Annotated in this window: 22 protein-coding genes and 3 pseudogenes; 13 read left to right on the plus strand and 12 right to left on the minus strand. The window is 56.1% G+C overall.

The genetic code is table 11. From position 1 onward, the window contains the following. A pseudogene (locus tag C444_RS07330) lies at window positions 1-531 on the plus strand (cell division control protein Cdc6); the annotation flags it as partial. 64 nt (window positions 532-595) lie between these two features. On the opposite strand, the gene C444_RS07335 reads toward C444_RS07330, so the two are convergent. Then, on the minus strand, window positions 596-1831 hold the full coding sequence (locus C444_RS07335) for an RNA-guided endonuclease TnpB family protein (RefSeq protein ID WP_004591958.1): 1236 nt from the start codon (window positions 1829-1831) through the stop codon (window positions 596-598). Window positions 1832-2882: 1051 nt separating this feature from the next. After that, window positions 2883-3275, minus strand: a complete 393-nt coding sequence (locus tag C444_RS07345; protein ID WP_004591960.1) for a hypothetical protein — start codon at window positions 3273-3275, stop codon at window positions 2883-2885. Between the two features lie 117 nt (window positions 3276-3392). Between C444_RS07345 and C444_RS07350 the strand changes: the two genes are divergently transcribed. The 4 genes from C444_RS07350 to C444_RS07365 all read left to right on the plus strand — a co-directional run bounded on the left by C444_RS07350 (window position 3393) and on the right by C444_RS07365 (window position 5341). Next, window positions 3393-4163, plus strand: a complete 771-nt coding sequence (locus C444_RS07350) for a ParA family protein (protein WP_049909258.1) — start codon at window positions 3393-3395, stop codon at window positions 4161-4163. Then, window positions 4156-4539, plus strand: coding sequence for a hypothetical protein (locus C444_RS07355; protein ID WP_004591963.1), 384 nt, complete (start codon window positions 4156-4158; stop codon window positions 4537-4539). The genes C444_RS07350 and C444_RS07355 overlap by 8 nt, the downstream gene beginning before the upstream one ends. Window positions 4540-4607: 68 nt before the next feature. Continuing rightward, the gene (locus C444_RS07360) at window positions 4608-4916 is read left to right on the plus strand and encodes an AbrB/MazE/SpoVT family DNA-binding domain-containing protein (protein WP_049909248.1); all 309 of its coding nucleotides are present in this window, start codon (window positions 4608-4610) and stop codon (window positions 4914-4916) included. After that, window positions 4913-5341, plus strand: coding sequence for a PIN domain-containing protein (locus C444_RS07365; RefSeq protein WP_004591965.1), 429 nt, complete (start codon window positions 4913-4915; stop codon window positions 5339-5341). The genes C444_RS07360 and C444_RS07365 overlap by 4 nt, the downstream gene beginning before the upstream one ends. A 27-nt stretch (window positions 5342-5368) precedes the next feature. On the opposite strand, the gene C444_RS07370 is transcribed toward C444_RS07365, so the two are convergent. Then, entirely contained in the window at window positions 5369-6244 is an 876-nt protein-coding gene (locus tag C444_RS07370; protein WP_004591966.1) for a metallophosphoesterase family protein, read from the minus strand. A gap of 543 nt (window positions 6245-6787) precedes the next feature. Here C444_RS07370 and C444_RS23095 point away from each other — a divergent pair. After that, a pseudogene (locus tag C444_RS23095) lies at window positions 6788-7236 on the plus strand (HVO_A0114 family putative DNA-binding protein). Between the two features lie 78 nt (window positions 7237-7314). Here the strand turns inward: C444_RS23095 and C444_RS07380 are convergent. From C444_RS07380 to C444_RS07390, 3 genes are read right to left on the minus strand one after another with little or no spacing between them, the layout of a single operon-like run. Further along, the gene (locus C444_RS07380) at window positions 7315-7506 is read right to left on the minus strand and encodes a hypothetical protein (RefSeq protein WP_004591967.1); all 192 of its coding nucleotides are present in this window, start codon (window positions 7504-7506) and stop codon (window positions 7315-7317) included. Further along, the gene (locus C444_RS07385) at window positions 7503-7697 is read right to left on the minus strand and encodes a hypothetical protein (protein ID WP_004591968.1); all 195 of its coding nucleotides are present in this window, start codon (window positions 7695-7697) and stop codon (window positions 7503-7505) included. The genes C444_RS07380 and C444_RS07385 overlap by 4 nt, the downstream gene beginning before the upstream one ends. Continuing rightward, the gene (locus C444_RS07390) at window positions 7690-7929 is read right to left on the minus strand and encodes a hypothetical protein (RefSeq protein ID WP_004591969.1); all 240 of its coding nucleotides are present in this window, start codon (window positions 7927-7929) and stop codon (window positions 7690-7692) included. The genes C444_RS07385 and C444_RS07390 overlap by 8 nt, the downstream gene beginning before the upstream one ends. Before the next feature lie 325 nt (window positions 7930-8254). Here C444_RS07390 and C444_RS07395 point away from each other — a divergent pair, with 325 nt between their 5' ends. The 3 genes from C444_RS07395 (at window position 8255) to C444_RS07405 (ending at window position 9754) form a co-directional block, all read left to right on the plus strand. Next, complete coding sequence (locus tag C444_RS07395) at window positions 8255-8632, plus strand: TRAM domain-containing protein (protein WP_049909251.1); 378 nt, start codon at window positions 8255-8257, stop codon at window positions 8630-8632. A 376-nt stretch (window positions 8633-9008) separates the two neighbouring features. Continuing rightward, the gene (locus tag C444_RS07400; RefSeq protein ID WP_004591972.1) at window positions 9009-9215 is read left to right on the plus strand and encodes a hypothetical protein; all 207 of its coding nucleotides are present in this window, start codon (window positions 9009-9011) and stop codon (window positions 9213-9215) included. Next, entirely contained in the window at window positions 9212-9754 is a 543-nt protein-coding gene (locus tag C444_RS07405; protein ID WP_004591975.1) for a hypothetical protein, read from the plus strand. The genes C444_RS07400 and C444_RS07405 overlap by 4 nt, the downstream gene beginning before the upstream one ends. A gap of 82 nt (window positions 9755-9836) precedes the next feature. Here C444_RS07405 and C444_RS07410 read toward each other — a convergent pair whose 3' ends face one another. The 4 genes from C444_RS07410 to C444_RS07425 form a co-directional block, all read right to left on the minus strand. Further along, on the minus strand, window positions 9837-10256 hold the full coding sequence (locus C444_RS07410) for a hypothetical protein (RefSeq protein WP_049909253.1): 420 nt from the start codon (window positions 10254-10256) through the stop codon (window positions 9837-9839). Continuing rightward, entirely contained in the window at window positions 10253-10858 is a 606-nt protein-coding gene (locus C444_RS07415; protein WP_004591977.1) for a site-specific integrase, read from the minus strand. Before C444_RS07415 ends, C444_RS07410 begins: the two co-directional genes overlap by 4 nt. A gap of 243 nt (window positions 10859-11101) precedes the next feature. Then, window positions 11102-11581 (minus strand): hypothetical protein, encoded by a 480-nt coding sequence (locus C444_RS07420; RefSeq protein WP_239641268.1) that lies wholly within the window; start codon window positions 11579-11581, stop codon window positions 11102-11104. 413 nt (window positions 11582-11994) lie between these two features. Beyond that, window positions 11995-12966, minus strand: coding sequence for an IS1595-like element ISHja2 family transposase (locus tag C444_RS07425; RefSeq protein WP_004591980.1), 972 nt, complete (start codon window positions 12964-12966; stop codon window positions 11995-11997). A 362-nt stretch (window positions 12967-13328) separates the two neighbouring features. On the opposite strand from C444_RS07425, the gene C444_RS07430 reads away from it, so the two are divergent. Together C444_RS07430 and C444_RS07440 are read left to right on the plus strand one after the other, a co-directional pair. Further along, a complete protein-coding gene (locus C444_RS07430; protein ID WP_004591982.1) occupies window positions 13329-14768 on the plus strand; it encodes a PAS domain S-box protein in 1440 nt (479 codons plus the stop codon). A 497-nt stretch (window positions 14769-15265) separates the two neighbouring features. Continuing rightward, window positions 15266-17929, plus strand: coding sequence for a PAS domain S-box protein (locus tag C444_RS07440; RefSeq protein WP_004591987.1), 2664 nt, complete (start codon window positions 15266-15268; stop codon window positions 17927-17929). On the opposite strand, the pseudogene C444_RS07445 reads toward C444_RS07440, so the two are convergent. Continuing rightward, window positions 17822-18792 (minus strand): annotated as a pseudogene (locus C444_RS07445) (IS1595 family transposase). The gene C444_RS07440 and the pseudogene C444_RS07445 overlap by 108 nt on opposite strands. A 463-nt stretch (window positions 18793-19255) precedes the next feature. On the opposite strand from C444_RS07445, the gene C444_RS07450 reads away from it, so the two are divergent. Further along, window positions 19256-20236, plus strand: coding sequence for a hypothetical protein (locus tag C444_RS07450; protein WP_004591989.1), 981 nt, complete (start codon window positions 19256-19258; stop codon window positions 20234-20236). 219 nt (window positions 20237-20455) lie between these two features. Here C444_RS07450 and C444_RS23235 read toward each other — a convergent pair whose 3' ends face one another. Next, entirely contained in the window at window positions 20456-20608 is a 153-nt protein-coding gene (locus C444_RS23235; RefSeq protein WP_004591993.1) for a DUF7837 family putative zinc-binding protein, read from the minus strand. 271 nt (window positions 20609-20879) lie between these two features. On the opposite strand from C444_RS23235, the gene C444_RS22930 reads away from it, so the two are divergent. Continuing rightward, window positions 20880-21011: a hypothetical protein gene (locus tag C444_RS22930; RefSeq protein ID WP_004591996.1), complete on the plus strand. Its 132-nt coding sequence runs from the start codon at window positions 20880-20882 to the stop codon at window positions 21009-21011. The last annotated feature ends 1 nt before the right edge of the window (window position 21012 follow it).

The raw sequence follows: 21012 nt of genomic DNA on the forward strand, positions 1-21012 counted from the left end.
GCTGCTCAAGACGAGGGTGACGCTCGGAAGGCAATCGACTTGCTCAGAAAGGCAGGTGAGATGGCCGACCGCGAAGGAAGCGGGACCGTCGAGGAGCGCCATGTTCGAACTGCACAGGGGAAACTCGACGTCGACCAAGCACAGAAGACGATCAACGGGCTCTCCGCGCAGAAAAAATACACTCTGTACGCCTTGACGTCGGTCGCTGTTCACGCGACTCGTTCACTCGATTCGATCCCCGGTCCAGTCGCCTATGAGGTCTACAGCTACGTGACCGAGAGCATCGATGCGGTCACGAAATCGGACGATTCCTTCCGACGGTATGCAAAGGAATTAGCGTCGTACAACATCATCTCGAAGGATCGGAGCGGCCGCGGGCGCGGACGTGGTGTTCACAACGAGTACGCCTTCGCTATCGATCCCGAGACTGTCGAAGAGACGATTGAGCGGGACAGCCGGATAACTGAGATCGAACAGGATTCCCTCCAGCTTGTCGTGGAATCCCAGCTCGACGAATTCAATAGCACGTGACATCCTCTCCGCCGTAAACGGCGGGGCTTCCCACGACAGTGGGATTCCGGCTGTGCCGTAGGTTTCAGTCCGAGTAGGCCGCGAGCGTCATCTGCGAGTATTTCTCGCTCGTCTCCCGGTAGACTGTGGCGCTGTCACAGGCGCTCCCGTTCCGAGGCGAGTCATCGCGTTCCGGTTCCCAAGGAACGCTCTCTCCCCACGGATCTACGCGACTGGCGATATTCGCCGCCGCGTTGATGTCTGCTTGGAACTCAGTTACGTGACAGTCGTCGTTCGTACACTCGAACTCCGCTTGTGAATTACGAGATCCAATGTGTCCGCATTCATGGCACGTCTGGCTTGTATAGCGCGGGTTCACGTACTCGACCGGGACACCGGCCTCGGTGGCCTTATCTTCGACCCGGCCTTGAAGCCGAGCGAACGCCCATGCGTGAAGGCGTCGGTTCATGTACTCCCCGTAGTCCAAGTTCTCGCGGATGAAGGACAAGTCCTCCATCACAATCACGGGATCGTCGAACTGTCGGGCGTACTCGACGGCTTTTCGAGACGCCTTCTCGACGATATCTGTCAGCGCGTTCTGATAGTGGTTGAATCGTTCACCGATCCGCCACTCGGCAGCGTCGCGCTCTTGGAGCCGCCGGAGTGTCGTGAACATCTCTTTGCGAAGTGCTCGAGCACGACTGCCACTCTCGAGCATCGGCTTCGTCGGCGTGTTCCGCTTGAGGGCACAGCCCGTAATCAACGTAGATTCGCCGGTATCGAACCCGATGTACGTCTCGTCACCGTCCATCTCGGGTTCTTCGACCGAGTACGTGACGGTAATGTGCAACACCCAGCTACTCCGGTTCTGCTGGAGCCGGATCTGTCCGGCCTTGGCACCCTCGTTGAGGAGATCGTGCCACAACGATTCTTGCTCGGGGTTGATTCGCAGCGGAATCCAGAAGTTCGTCCCGTAGCCCGGCAGGGGCACGTTCCAGCAAATCTCGTGGTGGCGAGATTCATCGCGGTCGAACTTCGCGGCTTGATTTGTGAGCCGGATCGGGTGTTCGTCGTCTAACTCGCTGGCGTTGTACATTTTTCGGAGCTTCGGGACGTAGCTGCACAGTGCAGCCTTCGCCTGGTAAGGCAGGTCGAACGGCGTTACTACGTCGGACACGCCGTTCATCGTATCCGCACCGGAGTCGAACGCATCGTGCAACGCCTCGCGGTAGGTGGAGAGAAGGCGACGGAGACGCACCGCCTTCCCCTCCGTCGGTGGGGCAAGTGTCGCCTCGAGAGTTTTCGTCACCTCCCCTGCCATACCACACGATACACATCCTACACACTTTTTGGTTCCGATGCTGTAGAACCGTCTGTGAACCGAAGAAACGTTACAATCCGGGAAGAGCAAGACGAATGGATCCGGGAGAATCATATCAACCTGTCGAGCCTCGTCAGAGAGTGTATCGACGAACGTATGGAATCCAGTTCCGCCGATTAACGGCGGTTGCGTAGTCGAGTGACGCGATTCACGCCTGCCCTTTGGGGCAAGATTCTTCACTGTTTAAAAGATGGGACTGGTCGAGGCGATACGTAGCCACCCCCCGTTTGCTGATTGTATACTGTGAGAGGCCCCATGTGCAGAATGTATTCTCTCGATCTGGGGTCCGAGCATCATCGACGAACGTCTGACAGACGTCATCCCCCCATTTACTGATTGTATCTCGCTACACCAGAGGAAGTCGGAGGTGGTATCGGAGGCAAGAGAACGTTCCCGCATTACTCATCGAGGAAATATTCGATAGACCAGCCGTAACAGCCCAGAGCGGCTGTTGAGAACTGAAATCTTCCCAAGCGAACAGTCGCAACCCACCCTCTCCCCCCATTTACTGATTGTATCTCACCAAAAGGCGGGTGGGGGTTGAGAGGAGAATCACGACAAGAATATCTAAAACCGGGAAAATCGCGCTTATAGACTTTGAGATAGCTGATTTGGTGAATATCTGCAATTAGGTTTGTAGATGGAAGGTTTTATGTAAAGGGGCTAGTAACAGTATCCGTAATACAGCAAGAGCATAATGGAAAGAAAGATATAATTTCTATATGGAGAGGAATGGCTTCGGAACTGTTCTTCGTCTTTATCTCCTCTAAACGTCTTCTAACAGTTGATCTCGACATTTTGGTCATTCTCGATGTTAGGATGTCCCCGACCCTTTCTCAAGATACATTCCGCAAATGGGGGGAGGGGGAGCAATACAATCAGCAAAGCAGTCGCTATATTCTCTCCTGCTCAACGTTACCCCACGAAAGCGATCTATGATTGAATGCGTGGGGTAACTACAGGGAGAACCCTTCGAGAATATCTAGAGCAATCAAGACTCTTGGTTCGCGTTCACCGGTGCGATATACTCGTTTTTCCAGGAGTCGCCGTCACGCCATTGCCAGTAAAAGTAGTGATAGCCCGGCTTCGTCTCTTTAATCGTGATATAGGCACCACCAGCTGGGACATCATCGTAGTTTGCTGGATCAGTCGAGATGTCTCGTTCCTCGAGCTCGTTCTGTTGGGCCTCGCTGATCGATTCCTCTTCCTGTTTTTGATCAGCCATACGCTCGCGTTCGGCGCGTTTCCAAGCCGCCAGCTTCGTGGCATACGTTGCAATCGCATCGAGTCGATCGGGCGACTGCTTGTCCAGTGGTTCGAGAATATAGTTCGGTAGCTCTGGCGCTTGCGGTTCTGTTGTGGGCGGCTCTGAAGATTCGTCCATAGTTACCCCACGTCTCGCTTTGAATATCAATCTGTGGGGTAACTCAAACGGCAAGAGACCGAAACGCGTCTGACGTAGTTATTTGAAGTCACAGAAAGCACAGAACGGATGGAAGCCATGACTCGGAGAATCGGGATCACGAATCAGAAGGGAGGCGTGAGTAAAACCACGAATACAATCAACGTCGCTGGCGCGCTCGCTGCCGATGGTGTAGACGTTCTCGCCGTCGATATGGACCCTCAGGGATACCTCACGCATCGGCTTGGGTTCGAAGACGAGTACACTTCGGACCCACCGTCGCTATACGATGCGCTTCAGTCGCCCGCCGACCACGACGTCGACGATCTCGTTGTCGCTCACGAGGAATTCGATCTCCTTCCGGCCAACATCGATATGTTCCATCTTGAGCAGGATCTCATCGCGAGCGGGATGCGTCCCCGGCTGCGGTTGAAGACGGTCCTGGAGAACGCGACCGCGTGGGACGTCGTCCTGATCGATGCGCCGCCGTCGCTCGGCCCACTGAATGATAACGTCGTTCTTGCCACCGAGGAACTGCTCGTCCCGGTCGAAGCCGACGAAAGTTCCCAGCTCGCGCTCAACCATCTACTCCGCCAGCTGGACACGCTCGAGGACAACTACGACACGCACGTCGATGTCCTCGGTCTCATCGTCTCGAACGTGGCCTATCCGCTGGACAATGAACAGCAGGCGGCCATTGACTGGTTCAACGAGCGCTTCGAAGGACGCGTCGCAGTATGGACCGTGCGCAGTCGGGCAGCAATCAAGCGGGCAGTGAAAGACCAGGGGTCGGTGTTCGCAGAAGACGCCGAGGAAGTCGATATGACCGACGTGTATGCGCAGATAGCTGCGGAGGTGGCCGATGAGTGACGAAATCGACGACCGTCTGAGCCGCCGGTTTGACGACGACCAGGACGACGAGGACGAGACCCCTTCTGAAGAGTCACAGAACGACATGGCTTCTGTTCAATCAGGGAACGAAGGGAAATCACAGGCTTCACAGAAGGCACAGAACATCAAGAAGGAATGGAACGTACGGAGTTTCTACCTCGATGACGGCCTCGATAGTGATCTCACGACGGCGTTCAAACGACTGGATCTCTCACTATCAGAAGCTGATGCCGAGGTCAATCTCAAGAAGACGCGCCACTTCTACCCGCTGATCGTCGAACTCGGTCTAGGACGATTGGAGGAAATGGACGTCACAGAAGTCACAGAACGGTTGGAAGGAGAGGATTCAGTATAGAGTGATTCCGATTACTCTCCCACGACACTCTTATGTATGACTGGGACGAAGTAATGAATTGAGAGAGTATGAGTAAAGCAGAGTCTGAAAAAGTAGTGTCTGTATCGGCGCGCGGCCAAGCGACCATCCCCAAAGAGTTCCGGGAAGAGCTCGACATCGACACACCCGGTCGCGTGAAGTTCGTTCGCACCGAAGAGGGCGAAATCGTCGTTCGTCCCATCCACTCGGTCACAGACCTGCGTGGAGTCTTGGAAGGGAAAACAGACGAGCAGGGTCGTTCAGCAGTCGAACGACTGCGGGAGGACCGCGAGCAGGACAAGGCTAGTGAAGAGGAGTTGCGGCAGCGCTACGCCAGTGATGACGAGGCCGACACATGACAGAGCGGACTGACATTCCCGAGACGATTATCTTCGACGCCGAACCACTCATCGCCTATTTCTGCAACGAACCGGGAAGTGACACCGTCGAGACGTACGTCGACGCCGTCGAAGGCGCGGCTGATGGATACATCTCAGCGATCAACCTTGCTGAAGTCCACTACGTCGTGCGTGCAATCGACGGCGAGGAACGCGCTGATGCTGTCGTCGACGTCCTCGAGGAGAGCGGTATCCGCCGGGTTGACACCGAACAGACGTGGCCTGTTGCGGCCGACTTCAAGTTCCGCTACTCGCCGGCACTCGGTGATGCCTTCGCATTGGGCACTGCAGCGCACGTCGACGGGATGCTCCTGGTCGGTGCCGACGACGACTACGACGACGTCACCGACATCCCAATCGAACGGTTCCGGGCGGAACCGGCATAGATGCTGGCTCTCGTCCCATATTGGCCGCTATGAGTGATCTGCTGCCTGCTCTTCGAGAAACTCTCGCAGGTTCGATTCGAAAGATGGCGGAGTAGCCCCGAACGTTGCGGCTGCAGATTCGACCACTTCGTCAGTCTCGGCTTCCTCTTGCACCGTTCCCAGCTCATAGAATGCCGAGCGGGCAACTTCACTGTAATAGTCGTCTTCGTCGTAGCAGAACTGGCAGTCCTGTCGCCAGTAGTCGGGGACGAACTGCACACCGAGCGCGTGATGTTTGGGGCAGATTCCTTTCCGAACCTGCCCGATGTTTCGGAAATCGACTTCCCACGTACCGTCAGGTGCGATTTCGACGACGAAGTACGCGCCGAGAAGAGCATCAGCACCATGATCAGCCGTTCGGTAGAGGAACGCGGTGTTGAGCGTCTTATTCTTGTAGCGGCCGGTATGTACATGACCGGAGAAGTACGCCTTTCCCTCGAAGTGTTCCAGCAATTCGGGATACCAGTAGTGATTGACGAGGATCGTCTCGTCGTCTACTAATTCGAGAGCTTGGGTGAACGTCTCTCCAGCAACGGTAATCACGTCGTCTTCGGGGATGAACGTCCCTGGGAAATCGTAGTCTTGGAACGGCTGTTCCGGACCGATTGCTCCGTCACGATTCCCCCATATATAGAGGAGCTCTCCTCGCTCGTGGAGCGTCTCGAAATACGGCGTGACCGCATCAAGCTGTTCCCGGCCCTCGTTGACGCCGTCGAACCACGCGTTCGTGATATCGCCGACGTGAATTACGAAGTCAAATTCCTCGCCTTCAGTACCGTCGACGACCCGCTCCAGTGAGTCGACATCCCCGTGGTTGTCTCCCATACAGAGAAGCCGGAGCGTCTCATCGTCGTTAGTCGTCATTAGTTGACTCCCCGTACTCACTCAGGTGTATAGAAGACCACGTTCACCGTCAAGGAGATATCTCATAACACTCTCTCACTCCTATTCTTGCTAGTCCTTCTCTCCTTAGTGCGAAGCCCTTCCCTGGTTCTTCTGCAAGATACATACAGCAAATGGGGGGTGCGATAGACGCCAGCCGACCCCAGTACATCTTCACGCTGCCCCGCCTCGAGCTGGTGCAAATCCTGGTGGATGAGCCGGCCAATTCCGCATTTTCACCGATTTCCGCTATGCGTGATCAGTGAACCACTTGCTGTGAACTCACGAAGATGTGCCACTTCTACCCGCTGATCGTCGAACTCGGCTTGGAACGCTTGGAGGAAATGGACGTCACAGAAGTCACAGAACGATTAGAAAGCAAGGATTTGGGATAATCGCAGAGGGCGGATACCAGCGTTGTTCACCCACCACAACAACCCTCTACCATACGCTCGTTGTCCTACATGGACAACACAGGTGCCCCGATGTAGGCGTCAAAAATCCTCGAAGAGGTCGATCCCATCCATGAGCAAGCATTCGCCTGACCACCTGCACGAATCCCCGGCGGACGCCGAGTATCCCTCGACGCTCCGAATCACGTCGACGCCGTTCGAGGAGCACACGGAGAGTGCGCTGAACCGCGCTGAGCGCTGGGAGCAGGGCGAAGCGGTGCCCACGTCGTCAACTTCCAGGACGCCAGCCGGCTCCAGCGCGTTCTCACGCCGCGCCGCCTGGAGCTGGTACGGAGTCTGATGGAGGAGCCAGCCGAGAGCATCCGCGCCCTTACCGACCGCCTCGACCGGGACGTCCGCCAGGTTCACGACGACCTGCAGATCCTGAGCGAGTACCGTATCGTTCACTTCCGCGAAGCGGGCAGCGCGAAGCAGCCCCACGTTCCCTACGACACGGTGAAGATCGAGGTTGAACTCACCAAGTCGGTCGGTGACACGTCCGAGTCACCGGCATCTGCGTAGCGGGCGGTCTGGACGCCCATCTTCTCGGTCTGTTGAATAGGGTACGGCGGTGGAATGAATGAGCTACGACGAGAGGCTTCACTTATCGTTCTCGTCTTTTTCGAAGGTCAGCTCCGTCCACGCTTCAGCGCCGCAATCGCAGCCGTCGTGCATTAGCGTGTGCGAATCCTCCCATTCGCCGCAGAATGGACACTCGACGGCGATTCCGTTTCGACGCTCCTCGGTCGCCTCGTTGTCGCGGTGCAGATGCACACGACGTCTCTCGGTCATCGTTCACCGTGCTCCGCTGCCGGAGCAGACTCGATCACGGAACAGTCGCACTCGATTCGATGCGTGCTCTGGCCGTCTTTCATCCCGAGCGGCGTGTACTCGATTTCTGTCCCACACATCGGGCAGGTGTCGCCGACTCGTTCGTTCGCCCAGGTGGCGAATTCGGAACCGAGAACGGTTCGCTCACTCATCGGCACTGACCTCTTCCATATGGACCCGGTGACGGAGTCCTTCGTCGTAGTCACGGAATTCTGACGCGGCGTGGTTATCTCGGTTTCCCTTCGCCGCCGATTTCGCAGACCACTGCTCACGCGCCTTCTCGATACTTCCCCAGTAATTCACCTCTCTCTTCGGTGGCTCCTCGGAGTCGTAGATCTCGTCGAGGCCACAGTCCTCACAGTACACGCGGTACGCCTTACTCATCGTTCTCACCGTATTCGAGTGAGATGCCTTCAACCTCTGGGAAGAGGGCGGTTCGAAGAAGCCCCATGTTCCCTACGACACGTTCACGATTGAGGTCGAACTCACCAAGTCGGTCGGTGACACGTCCGAGTCACCGGCATCCGTGTAGTGGATGTTCTGGACGCCCATCTTCTCGGTCTGAACCTACTCCTTGGTTACGTTGAATCACTAGCCAGCGTTGGGCAGGTCGTAACTGTGGATATACAATATGCTCACCGTCCATCTCCCTCACGTGACTCTTCAGTTCCGATACTATTTTGGTAATAAGATCCGACTTTGTAGTCGTATGGCAAGTAAGAACAAAGACAAATACATCAAAGAGCTAGAAGAAAGAGTAGAAGAGCTAGAGGATAGAATGAGCGCCATCGAAGACATATTCGCTCCAGCTATTCTCGACCGGCAGACAGCTCACGTCGAGGCGAAACAGGGGGATGCACGAGATACGCTCTCCCAAGGTGATGTGAAAACGGTCAAAATTTTCGATCCGCCAGGTCAGGGAAGCGATCCGGATAGCGGAGTCGGAAAGATAGACGGCATTGTGACGTTTGTCAACTGTGACGGACTCGCCGTAGAGCAGGACGATGTCGTCCACTGCCGAATCACGAATGTGCTGCCGAATGCAGCTCATGGCGTTGCGACGCAGATGGCCGAGTACGACGAGTAGACATCGTGAACCGCACGTCGATTGTGATGTGCATGGGGCACCTCTCGGGTGGACACCAGAGGTGGCCCGTTCTTATGGGAGTCAGGTGCTACTGAACTATAGATGACTTTGCGCCACGATCAAGAAAGTGTGCGACGACTATGGGGAGTAACAACAGTGCTCTCCGAGACAACCCTCAGGGACGACCGTTGTTTGAGAAGCGGGTCAGCGCTCTCTCGTGCCGTTCGTTAAAGCGAATTCGTTAAAGAGAACGCCTCTAACGCCTGAAATAGGACAAAACGTCGATGTGGATTAAGTCCCCTCGTGATACACTATTCAGTGTGATGTACGACCATCATCGAACATGCGATGACAGCTACAAGGGAGGCAGCCAACGATGAGCGGGGTCGCGGATGCACTCCGTGCCGCCGGCGCTTTGGCGTTCGGCGGTTTCCTCTTCATCGTCGTCGGCGGAATCTTTGCGTCCTCCTCCGCTCTGGAACCGATGATCGACCTCCGCTTCTGGGGATTTATTTATATCCTCGTAGCAATCCTGTTAGCAGGAGGAACGGTGTACGCTGCTCTAGTGAGTATCTTTTCATGACCATGGTCCCGAGCCCGACAGATGAGGACGTTCTGAACGTCTTCCGAGAGTTGGATGAGCCGTACGAGGATACTCTCACGACTAATGAGGTCACAGAGGAGCTCCCGGTCCAACGACGAGCGGTTCAAGGCTACGTGAAGGACCTCGAAGGTGCGAACCGACTCGTACTGGACCACGAGGGAAAGCCGAACCACTGGCGGCTTGCGAGAACAGAGCCGTCGGAACCCGTGTACGACCCACGATTGGGGAAGGCAAAGCGGTGGGGGAACAAAGCGAAATTCGTCGGGAATTGGACGACCCTATTCGGAATCGCCATCTTGGCTGCTGTCGGGATCATCACCTCAAACCACGTCTTCTCTGCAGTCGCTGATATTGGGTTGCCGATGTCGAGCGCACAGAGCGCGATAACAGCCGGACTTACTGGAGTACTGGGGAGCGGTCTCTTCCTAATCGGCTTCGCAGCATACATATTTTCGTTCAGTGTACCACGGCTGGCGGAGTGGTGGATAAACAGAACCTCTTGTTCCGACGCCGAATGAACGCTTCTCGGTATCTGACTCTGTAATACCCGTACCGTTTGTGAGCGTCACCGAGGGGTAGCACTTCGAGGGAGTAGAGCAGTCAGAGGTAGTCAGTGAACCATTCGGGAGCGCCGTACGCTTCGGCCCAGCAGCGCCTGTGACACGGCTCTCCTTGGCCGTTCGGAATCGCCCGTTCGAAATCGACCATCTCGCCACAGAGGTCACACTCTGCGCGGTGGCCCATCTGCCGGGTCTCGACGTCGAGGCCCTTCGTCTCGATGTAAAGCTCGTGGAGCGCGCGTGGCGTCAGCCGGACGAGGACTTTCTCGCGGTCGTCCTCATCTCGCCGCTCCGGCGTGTACGTGAGCACCCAGTCTTGGCCGTCTTCGCCGTCGCCGCCCGGCCCGAGCGAGATCGTCTGTGCGAGGTCGTCCGGAACGTAATGCCACTCGTTATCTCTAAACCGGGGATAGTGCCCGTTCGGTCGCGGGTTCTCGGGGTCGACGTCGTCCTCGGTCATGCGAGCCCGGCCTCCTCGAAGGCAGCGTTGACGACGTCGGCGGTCGGGGCATTGAGGTAGGGTTCGATAGCCTGGAAGCTTTCCCAACCGCCGACGGCCATCACGACGCGGGGGTTCATCTGGCGGTCGACGAGGAGTCGCTGCGCGAAGCGTCGGCGGAGGTCGTGGGAACTCACGTACTGGTAGTCGTCGTCGCCGGTTTCGGCGGCCGCACGCTCGGCTGTGCGCTTCACGACATCGCGGATACCGCGCTCGGTGAGATCGATCAATAAATCGTGTGGCGCTATATCTTCGGCAGTCTGGTAGCGGTGAACGTCGCCCTCGACGTCTGCGGGGAGGTAGGCATCACGGGGTTTCCCGCCGTTCCCGGTCGTGTCCTTTCCCTCTGGTACCCGGAGTCGGTAGTGATCGCCGTCGGGCGTGCGTTTCACGTGTTCTGGGCGGATTTGCGGGATTTCGAAGGCTCGGAGGCCGACGTAGCCACCGAGTTGGATGATGAGATCGTCGCGATGATTCATAGCGGCCCGCCGCAGCTCCTCGAGTTCGGCGTCGGTCATCCAGACCTTGTATTCGTCCTGCTTTGCGGTCGCTTCCAGTCGCATAGGAGCTTCTAAAACAAGCTTACACTAAATATCTGTCGAGCATCAGAAACGGTGGTGTGTCACCCCCCGATTAGACCGCTTGAGCGGAGCATAGCAGTGTTTCAGTGACGACTTCTCTGATAAACCGGCACTTTATAGATTTGATGATTATCTTACCTCTTTTGACTACCTGAATGCCGGGAGTTAGATGTGTATCAGATAGATGGTCGCGTCAAACCGAAGTTGAGTTCGGTATACCGACAGTTAAGCCGGAATACCGAAGTACAATTTGTCGGTCTTCGTGGTGACTTCTTGGCTGGCGAGTTCGTCGATGATGAACGAACGAATTTCGGACTTGCTCATCGACTTGACCTTGTCGAACTCTGAGATGCGATAGGTTTTGACGACCTCAAGGAGTTGGTCTCTATCGTCGGTTAGGACGACGAAGTTCCCGAATAACACAACTCCATATATCTCTTTGTAACGACGTTCTCTCTCAACATTGGTATCGCCATCAGCCAGTTCGTGGAGGTACGTTCGCACGTGGCCCTCACTGTAGTTCGTCACCGCCGCAACGATATCGGCCGTGAGAAAGAGGCCCTTGTTTGCTTCCAGAACTTTACGGACTTCTTTTTTCACTTCTAATCGATCCGTCTTGTCGGGTAGTGAGGGGACACTAACATCCGTGTCGGTTTGGTCAATTAACTCAACCTCGTCTTGATGGGGTGAATCTCCTTTGGACATATTTCACTCCCCGATATGTACCCTCGGAAGGGCCGTCAGCGAGCAACATATGAACCGATCTGGCTGTGGCTCAGAGAACGAGAGGTGCCAGCAACAACCGGCATTCGCTCTCAAGCAGCTGTTTCCAGCAAGGGCTCACAACCACGGTTCTTGCTGCCGTGGACGTAGTTTGTTCACCCGTTCTGCCGCCCGATAAGTTGGACCACGCCAACGGATCAGGCGGTTGGCTACGAACTGGTGGCGGTCTTCTCGGACCATTTCAATGGTGCAGACGGAATCATAAAAACCCTTTCTCTAAGAAGAACCTCTCTACCTGCTGGATTCAACATCTACAGCGAGCTATGGAGGGTAGTACTTAAAACTATCGCCCCGTATAAACAAACGTCGCTCTTGTGAAGTACATTGTTGGTGAGTCAGAGAGCTTCTCGAATAATCTGTTTCAGTGCTTCTCGCCCGGGTTTGCGGAGGATTCGTCGCCGAAGTTGGAACGGTCTGAGATACGCTGTCAGTTTGTCCTTTGAGACGCCTCGATGTGGCGAGAGCCACCGTCGCGCAAGCGACGCGTGGCTCTCGCACGTGTTCACGTGCGCGTCTCCATCAACGTACTCACCGTCACCGTGAATTACTGATTCTCGGTGGAAGCTCTCGTCATCGTCAAGCGGATCGTAGGCCCGAAATCCGTCCGTATAGACGGTCAGCGACTCCTTCTCGTGGTTGTCGAGAAGGAGTCGCACCGTCGCTTCATCGGCGGATTTCGCCGGGATGACGTATCGCTGACTGGTGCCGCGATCAACGAGCGTGAACACCGGCGGTTTGTCCTCTTCATACGTTCCTCGTCCGCGTTTCGAGAGGGCACGCGAGCGCGACTCTCGGTCGCGCTCGCGGCCTTTCTTCCCGGCAGAGACGTAGAACTCNGTTCCTCGTCCGCGTTTCGAGAGGGCACGCGAGCGCGACTCTCGGTCGCGCTCGCGGCCTTTCTTCCCGGCAGAGACGTAGAACTCGTCGATCTCGACTGGGCCAACGAGGTTGATGGCTGGCGCGTCGAGCGTTCTGGCGAACTGCTCGACGCGCCGGCGGAGCGAGCGATACGAAACGTCGAGTTCAGCGTCTAACTGGCGGATACTCGTGTTGAACCGGAGGAACGAGTAGAACGCGAATAAGAGCTTGTCGAGGCCGATCTTCGCGTGCGCGAAGATCGTGCCGGTCTTGTCGTTGAACGTGCGGTCGCAATCCTTACAGAGATACCGCTGGTACTCCCGATAGCTGCCGTGTTTGATCACCGACTCAGACCGGCAGCGCGGGCAACAGAGGCCCTCGCGCCAGCGAACCTGCTCCAGCAGGTTCGCGGCGCTCGCCTCCGAGCTCAGCAATTCAAATGGGAACATTGCGTTCGGGTGACGCGTTCGCGTCACCCTTGCCCGCTACGCTTTCACAGCGGCAGCTCTACCCGACCAACAATCTGCTTCCGAAGAGCGTAATCATGAAGACACGCCGATTGACCGGCATAGCGCGACGTTTTCCGATGCGCACTCACTCGTCATCCTTGATGACCGACTACAGGAGTTTCCGACGGCGGTAGAGGCGATTCGCTGGGAGAATGGGACGCCCTCGCTCCCCACTTGGCCCGTCTAGACAGCGAGTTCATCGAGTGTTTCGTGATTAAGTCGCTATCGGATGGTTTGGGGGCAATTGACAACAGTTATTTGTTCCACTCCTTTTGTGCGAACTACTTGCTGATCTCAAACGGATGTCTGAAGATATCGATACGTCTCGACTGACTGCCCTCTTCAACAAGTCTCCAGACGCCATCATTCTCGTTGATTCGGATGGAGAGATTCTCCGTGCCAACGAGCGCCTCGAAGAGATGTTTGGCTACGAGCCAACCAATCTTGAAGGTGAATCCATCGAAGTACTTGTTCCGGAAGCCGATCGGGATCACCATCCCGCCCAACGAGACTCGTATATGGAGAATCCCACGACGCGTCCGATGGGTGCCGATCTCGATCTCCGTGGCCGACGAAAAGACGGCTCGACCTTTCCTGTGGATATCAGCCTCAGTCCGATCGAAACCGATGACGATCTTGAGGTGATGGCTGCTATCCGCGATATCACCAAACGTGAGACGCTCCGACGCAAATACCGGACAGTGATGGATGCCGCCCCGGATGCGATGTTCATCGCTGACGCCAAAACGGGTGAGGTTCTCGAAGTCAACCAGCGAGCGCTAGACCTTATGGAGATGTCTGAGGATGAACTCGTGGGACGTGATCAAACTGATCTCCATCCACGCGAGGACAAAAAACGGTACCGCGAACTGTTCCAACGGCACGTTGATAACGAGGAAGGAACTGTGGCACGGTTTTCAGATGGAGAGGAACTGTTCGTTGAGACGACCTCCGGCGATCGTATCCCTATCGAGATCAGTGCCCAAGCGACGGAGTTGAACGGCGACAAGAGAGTCATCGGCGTGTTCCGTGATATCTCCGATCGACGAGAGCACGAACGTGAACTCCAGCGGCAGATTGCGCGACTTGAAACGCTAGCTGAAGTGCTTTCGCATGACCTTCGCAATCCGCTCAATGTCGCGGAGGCGGGCGTCGATCTCGCACAAGAAACGGGCGACCTTGAGCGATTAGAGATGGTCGAAACTTCTCATACGCGTATGGAGAGTCTCATCGACGACGCGTTGACACTCATTCAAGAGGGATACGAAGTTGAATCAGTCGGACCGATCGAACTGGCATCGATTGCTTCGGATTGCTGGCAACACGTGCAAACGACAAATGCCACCCTACAGATCGCGGACGAGGGTATCATCTATGCCGACTCCCGTCGTGTGAAGAATCTGTTCGAGAATCTCTTTCGAAATGCCATCGAACACGGCGGAGACACGGTAACTGTACGGGTTGGCGTGTCTGAAGATGGGTTCTTTGTCGCGGATGATGGTCCCGGAATTCCTGCCGATGAGCGCGACGATGTGCTCGAACCGGGATGGACGACCGCCGCAGATGGAACCGGCCTCGGACTGAATATCGTCTCGGAAATAGCGTCCGCACATAGCTGGGATATTGACGTGTCTGAGAGCGATGACGGCGGCGCCCGATTCGACTTCACGGGCGTCAAGACAGCTGTGTACGATGATTCGTTTGATAATTCGACAGACACGTCGGATTCCTCCCACGGCTGAACAGTAGTTGCTGAAGTAGGAGAGCATCAATTGTCGTCGCTATCGTTGTCTCGATATGGTCGAGACAGCCGAGGCAGATCAGGTAAGTCGAGCGGCGTCATCACTGCTGTTTCCCGAGCTTGAGTTCGGTGTGGCCGACAACAGGACGTATCCGAGCGAGGACTTTCAGCGAGTCCTCGCTCGAATTGCTTTCGATAACGAGTTCGCTAACATTGGTGCGAAAGCCTACCAACTCGCTCGCGGTGACGACGTGGACGTAGAGACTACGGCACGGAATCCACTAGCCCGAGCATTACGCGGAAGAGGATGTCAAGGTTCGATTAGTTTGACCGCCTACAGAACCTCGTTGCACTGACTCTGCGGGATTTTCGCTGTTGCCGGACGCGAGGCGAACACGACTCACGCCGCCCAGTCATCGTATGCGTTGTCACCGAAGATGATGCTGGCCGATACTCACGTCCCAAGCGTTATTGGCTGTCTCAATCACGCGGTACATAATGAACGGGCCTCCGGACACCATTCGGATTCTCCACGTTGACGACGAACCTAACTTCGCTGATCTGACCGCTACCTTCCTTGAACGGGAAGATGATCGGTTCACTGTCGAAACAGCCACCAGTGCCAGTGCCGGGAAAGAACGACTCGAGCAGAGCCAGTTCGACTGTGTGGTCTCGGATTATGAGATGCCCGGCCAGAATGGGATTGCATTCCTCAAATCCGTCCGGGAACAGTATCCTGATCTGCCGTTTATTCTGTTCACTGGGAAAGGTTCAGAGGAGGTCGCCAGCGATTCCATCTCCGCTGGCGTGACCGACTACCTCCAGAAGGAAGGCGGTACCGACCAGTACGCGATACTCGCGAACCGTATCACGAACGCTGTCGAACACTACCGGGTGCAGCAACGCGTCGAACGAAGCGAGCAACGGTTGCGCGAGATCGTCGATGCCCTTCCCCATCTTCTCTACGTGGTTGACGAGGAAGGGAACTACCTGCTGGCGAATGCAGCACTCGCAACCTTCCACAATACTACTATCGAAGCGATTGAAGGGTCGAATATCGCTGAGGTTCTTGACGCATCTGCTGCTGACCAATTTCGACGACATCTGGACGAAGTACTCGAAGCTGAGACGACAACGCGTGTTCCCGAGGTCGAAATTCCCGCTCCAGACGGTGAGACGCACATCTTCGAGCCGCGATTACAACCGTACGAATTCGGCGATGTCGACAATCGCGCCGTCCTCGGTATTGCAGCAGATATCACCGAGCGCAAGACACACGAACGGGCACTTGAGCGCACGCGCGAGCGGATGCAACTCGCACTCGAACACACGAACTCGTTGATCTTCGAGATTGACTGCGACACGGACGAAGTCGTTCGACACGGGGCCTACAACGAGTTTTTCAATCTGTCGGCAGATGAGGTATCGACGTGGGAAAACCATCTCGTGCAGTCAGTTCACCCAGACGACCGCGACCAATTCCAGCACTTCTACCAACAACTGGTTGATGGTGAGAGGGATGGCGGCCAATTGGAGTACCGGACAACACCTGAGAGGGGTGAGATACGCTGGATCCGGGATACTGTCTCTGTTCAGAACGAATCCGGTGGTGGATCACGCCACGCGATCGGTATTGCTCGCGAGATTACCGAGTACAAAGAGCGCGAGCACGAACTCCAGCGGAAAGAACGCCGCTATCAAGCGATCTTCGACGACCCGAATATCCTCGTCGGGCTGATCGACACGGACGGTACGGTTCTCGAAATCAATGAGACGGCGATGAATTACATCGACGCCACACGAGAGGACGTGACGGGTGAACCGTTCTGGGAGACGCCGTGGTTCAATTACTCAGAGAGTCTTCAAGAAGACGTACGAGGGTGGATCGAACGGGCGGCAGACGGTGAATACGTGGTGTTTGAGACTAATCTTGTCCAGTCCGATGGTGAGCAATATACGGTGGAGGGAGTCTTCAGACCTGTCCGCGACGAGGAGGACGATGTCGTCTCGCTCATCATCTCAGACCGCGAGATCACCGAGCAAAAAGAGTACGAGCGGGAACTCGAACAGACGAACGCGCTCCTGTCGACGTTGTTCGATACGCTTCCGGTTGGCGTACTCGTCGAAGACGAACAACGCAATGTCGTCGCCGTCAACGAGCAGATGTTCGAGCTGTTCGACCTGCCGGGTTCCCCCGACGAGATTCGCGGCACGGACTGTGCCCAGCTTGCGGCGGATGTCAGTGATATGTTTGCTGACTCCAAGGCGTTCGTTGACCGGATCGACGACCTGATCGCCGGGCAAGAACCGGTGTATAACGAAGAACTGGAGCTTGCTGACGGGAAGACGTACGCACGGAGCTACCACCCGATCGAACTCTCGGAGGGTGACGGACATCTGTGGGTCTACCGTGATATCACCGCGAGAAAGACGCGTGAGACGCGCCTTGCAACCCTCAACGAAACGACGCTGGAGTTGATGGCTGTGGAGACGCGGACAGACGTCGCCGAGATTGGAGTCGAGGCCGCTGCCGACGTGTTGGGGTTAGAGGCGAGTGCGATTCATCTATACGATGAGCAGGACGGGCTCGTTCCGGTCGCGCAAACTGACGCTGGACACGATCTCATCGGCGACCCACCGACGTTCACGGGCGGGGACAGCATCGTGTGGCGCGTCTACGAACAGGGCGAAGCACTCGCCATCGAGGATATCCACGATAATCCGGAGATCTACAATCCGAACTCCCCGGTGCGGAGTGAACTCATTCTTCCACTCGGCGAGGCGGGGATTTTGATTGCCAGCTCACCGACGGCGGCAACCTTCGACGATGAGGATCGCGTCCTCGGGAAGATTTTGGCCAGCAATATTACGGCGGCACTCGAACAAGTCGAGCGGACTACAGAGATACGCGCTCGCGAGGCGGAACTGGAGCGTCAGAACGCACGTCTCGAGGAGTTCGCCAGCGTCGTCTCGCACGATCTGCGGAATCCACTACAGGTGGCCGAGGGACGACTGAAACTCCTGAACGCTCTTGTGAAGCACATTGTTGGTGAGTCAGAGAACTTCTCGGACAATCTGTTTCAGTGCTTCTCGACCCGGTTTACGGAAGATTCGTCGCCGAAGCTGGAACGGTCTGAGATACGCTGTCAGTTTGTCCTTTGAGACGCCTCGATGCGGCGAGAGCCACCGTCGCGCCAGCGACGCGTGGCTCTCGCACGTGTTCACGTGCGCGTCTCCATCAACGTACTCGCCGTCACCGTGAATTACTGATTCTCGGTGGAAACTCTCGTCATCGTCGAGTGGATCGTAGGCCCGAAATCCGTCAGTATAGACGGTTAGCGACTCCTTCTCGCGGTTGTCGAGAAGGAGTCGCACCGTCGCTTCGTCGGCGGATTTCGCCGGGACGACGTATCGCTGACCGGTGCCGCGATCAACGAGCGTGAACACTGGCGGTTTGTCCCCTTCATACGTTCCTCGTCCGCGTTTCGAGAGGGCACGCGAGCGCGACTCTCGGTCGCGCTCGCGGCCTTTCTTCCCGGCAGAGACGTAGAACTNGTTCCTCGTCCGCGTTTCGAGAGGGCACGCGAGCGCGACTCTCGGTCGCGCTCGCGGCCTTTCTTCCCGGCAGAGACGTAGAACTCGTCAATCTCGACCGGGCCAACGAGGGAGATGGCTGGCGCGTCGAGCGTTCTGGCGAACTGCTCGACGCGCCGCCGGAGCGAGCGATACGAAACGTCAATTTCAGCGTCTAACTGGCGGATACTCGTGTTGAACCGGAGGAACGAGTAGAACGCGAACAAGAGCTTGTCGAGGCCGATCTTCGCGTGCGCGAAGATCGTGCCGGTCTTGTCGTTGAACGTGCGGTCGCAATCCTTACACAGGTACCGTTGATACTCTCGATAGCTGCCGTGTTTGATCACTGACTCAGACTGGCAGCGCGGGCAACAGAGGCCCTCGCGCCAGCGAACCTGCTCCAGCAGGTTCGCGGCGCTCGCCTCCGAACTCAGCAATTCAAATGGGAACATTGCATTCGGGTGACGCGGACGCGTCACCCTTGCCCGCTACGCTTTCACAGCGCCAGCTCTACCCGACCAACAATCTGCTTCCGAAGAGCGAACAAACGTAGTAGGGAATTCCTAAATAGATCATCAAAACTACTGTGAAGTGTCACCGCCTGTGAACACACAGACGTCTCTACTAGCTGGATTAGTTAGGTGACGAGAACAAAATCTCCCGCCACCAGTTCGTAGCCATGTAATCAATAGAATTCCCTGGTGTTAAATCTAGCGTCTGAGCGTCTGACGCGCGGTGATTTATCATTATATCATTGAGGGAAGGTTCCGTGGTGATAAGTGAGTTTCCAGTAGCGCCGTGTTCTCGATGATCTAATGGCCCTCTGTCTTAATATCATTATACATATGATATATCCTCACAGAGGGGTTCGTCAGGCGTCCAGAGGCTTTTGGCCTGTGCTGATGAAGACAACGTATGCCGTTCAGCGCAAGTTGGCACACTCTTCTCGATCACGCTGAGGAGTTACCGTCTGATGCGACACTTCTCACGCCACTATCGCGCAAACGCTTTCGTCTGACCGATGTGCAGGAACACCGGATCCTCATCACGTATCGAGATGACGACGGAACCACTCCACTCCAGCGCGACCAGTTTGAAACACTATTCCAGCGTGTACAAGACTCTCGCGCTGGCTTTGAGTTAGATCGACTGCCAGCAGACGCCGAACCATACGCGACCGTACTGAGCCTCCATCCCAGGTTCGAACTCGATGACCGAGCCGGGACGCTGACAGAGACAGAGACACCGACGAGCTCCCCGCTTGTTGACGCTCACGAGGTGGCCAGTGAGACGTCTGACCGAGAAGAACCAGATATCCCAGTCTACGCTGACGCCCTCCTGCTGATTGACGCACTCGAACGCCACGACCCAACCGGCCTTGAAGAGACAGAGACACCCGCACTGGTGAACCTCTACACGTTACTTTCAGACGTCCAGCGGAATGCCAATGATCTCCGGCAGGAGGTACGTGCCATACTGCTTGACCGGCTCCATCATGATCAGCCAGTCAGCGGCCAATACGGCTCAGTACAGCGCACGTCACGCCGGAATCGATCTCTCAAAGACGACGAGGAAGTACTCTCCCTGTTGGAAGACGCGGGGATTGACCGTGAGCGTGTGACGACCGTGGATTCCAGTAAGGTCGATGAAGCACTGGAAGTAACCGAACTCGCCGAATCGGACGTGTACGACATCACGGAGAGTGAATACGTCCGGAAAGCTGAGGTGGACGAGGAAACCAAGCAGTCCCGGCTACAAGGGCTGAAAGACCAGCTTGCTGCCACGGACGAGAACACCGACGAACTTCAGCAAGAGATCGAGGAGTTAGAAGCCCGGATTGACGACCTGACGAGCTTCGATTCTGGAACGACGTTCCGCACAACCTCCCAGGAATGACTGCGTTGGTACGGACGACTCGTTTTCAGCGACAGCGAAAGTTCCAGCAGCGATTTCCCGATGGCGTGCCGGATCACAGCCGATAACTCGCTACCTCGGAACTGCCGCATGCGGGACAGTGATCCACGTCTGCTGACTCCAGATTGGCGCCACACCGTCTGCATTCTACCACGGATTCATGGGAATCTTCCGAGCGGAGCACGCGTTTGAAGAGACGTATCATACGGCGGGATCGACAACGTCGCCGCAGCCTGGGCACTCTGCCCAGTATCGTGGTTCGTCCCCCGTCTCGTACGCAATCAAGACGTGGCGGTGTTGGATCTCTTCACCGCAGCGTGGACACCCTCCAAGTCGAGGATTCTGGGAACTCATAGTGTGGCGCGTTCCAAAGGGGAGTACAGCCTTCCACGGGTGAAGGCCGAGTTCTTCGGGAGCGTGTGACAGAGGGAGTGAACCACCCTCTGCCCGAGACAAGAACTGGCAGCCCCATATAGGTCATCCTACCACGGTGAAACTGATCAGTAGACTGTCGAGGTGTATGCCCAATCTCACTAACCTTTAACTGTCCTGTGTCTATACCACCAGTATAGAAATAATACACCACAGGGATCCTGTGTCTCTCCCCCCACATACCAACCCACGTATGCCAACAATCAAAGTCAACGACTGGACCAAAGAACAGCTTGAAGATATCAAGGAGGAAGAAGACCATTCATCGTTCGACTCGGTCATCAAATCACTCCTCAAAGAACGCGAACGCTCTCCAGAAAACTAAG

It is taken from the genome of Haloarcula japonica DSM 6131 (assembly GCF_000336635.1).
Classification (GTDB): Archaea; Halobacteriota; Halobacteria; order Halobacteriales; family Haloarculaceae; genus Haloarcula; species Haloarcula japonica.

Coding starts and splice junctions, on each gene's coding strand:
- C444_RS07345 (WP_004591960.1), bottom strand. CDS start 3,275: ATGGACGAATCTTCAGAGCCGCCCACAACAGAACCGCAAGCGCCAGAG.
- C444_RS07420 (WP_239641268.1), bottom strand. CDS start 11,581: ATGTCCAAAGGAGATTCACCCCATCAAGACGAGGTTGAGTTAATTGAC.
- C444_RS07360 (WP_049909248.1), top strand. CDS start 4,608: ATGAGTAAAGCAGAGTCTGAAAAAGTAGTGTCTGTATCGGCGCGCGGC.
- C444_RS07335 (WP_004591958.1), bottom strand. CDS start 1,831: ATGGCAGGGGAGGTGACGAAAACTCTCGAGGCGACACTTGCCCCACCG.
- C444_RS07450 (WP_004591989.1), top strand. CDS start 19,256: ATGCCGTTCAGCGCAAGTTGGCACACTCTTCTCGATCACGCTGAGGAG.
- C444_RS07385 (WP_004591968.1), bottom strand. CDS start 7,697: ATGAGTGAGCGAACCGTTCTCGGTTCCGAATTCGCCACCTGGGCGAAC.
- C444_RS07370 (WP_004591966.1), bottom strand. CDS start 6,244: ATGACGACTAACGACGATGAGACGCTCCGGCTTCTCTGTATGGGAGAC.
- C444_RS07350 (WP_049909258.1), top strand. CDS start 3,393: ATGACTCGGAGAATCGGGATCACGAATCAGAAGGGAGGCGTGAGTAAA.
- C444_RS07355 (WP_004591963.1), top strand. CDS start 4,156: ATGAGTGACGAAATCGACGACCGTCTGAGCCGCCGGTTTGACGACGAC.
- C444_RS07440 (WP_004591987.1), top strand. CDS start 15,266: ATGAACGGGCCTCCGGACACCATTCGGATTCTCCACGTTGACGACGAA.
- C444_RS07400 (WP_004591972.1), top strand. CDS start 9,009: ATGAGCGGGGTCGCGGATGCACTCCGTGCCGCCGGCGCTTTGGCGTTC.
- C444_RS07430 (WP_004591982.1), top strand. CDS start 13,329: ATGTCTGAAGATATCGATACGTCTCGACTGACTGCCCTCTTCAACAAG.
- C444_RS07415 (WP_004591977.1), bottom strand. CDS start 10,858: ATGCGACTGGAAGCGACCGCAAAGCAGGACGAATACAAGGTCTGGATG.
- C444_RS22930 (WP_004591996.1), top strand. CDS start 20,880: ATGCCAACAATCAAAGTCAACGACTGGACCAAAGAACAGCTTGAAGAT.
- C444_RS23235 (WP_004591993.1), bottom strand. CDS start 20,608: ATGAGTTCCCAGAATCCTCGACTTGGAGGGTGTCCACGCTGCGGTGAA.
- C444_RS07390 (WP_004591969.1), bottom strand. CDS start 7,929: ATGAGTAAGGCGTACCGCGTGTACTGTGAGGACTGTGGCCTCGACGAG.
- C444_RS07405 (WP_004591975.1), top strand. CDS start 9,212: ATGACCATGGTCCCGAGCCCGACAGATGAGGACGTTCTGAACGTCTTC.
- C444_RS07380 (WP_004591967.1), bottom strand. CDS start 7,506: ATGACCGAGAGACGTCGTGTGCATCTGCACCGCGACAACGAGGCGACC.
- C444_RS07395 (WP_049909251.1), top strand. CDS start 8,255: ATGGCAAGTAAGAACAAAGACAAATACATCAAAGAGCTAGAAGAAAGA.
- C444_RS07410 (WP_049909253.1), bottom strand. CDS start 10,256: ATGACCGAGGACGACGTCGACCCCGAGAACCCGCGACCGAACGGGCAC.
- C444_RS07365 (WP_004591965.1), top strand. CDS start 4,913: ATGACAGAGCGGACTGACATTCCCGAGACGATTATCTTCGACGCCGAA.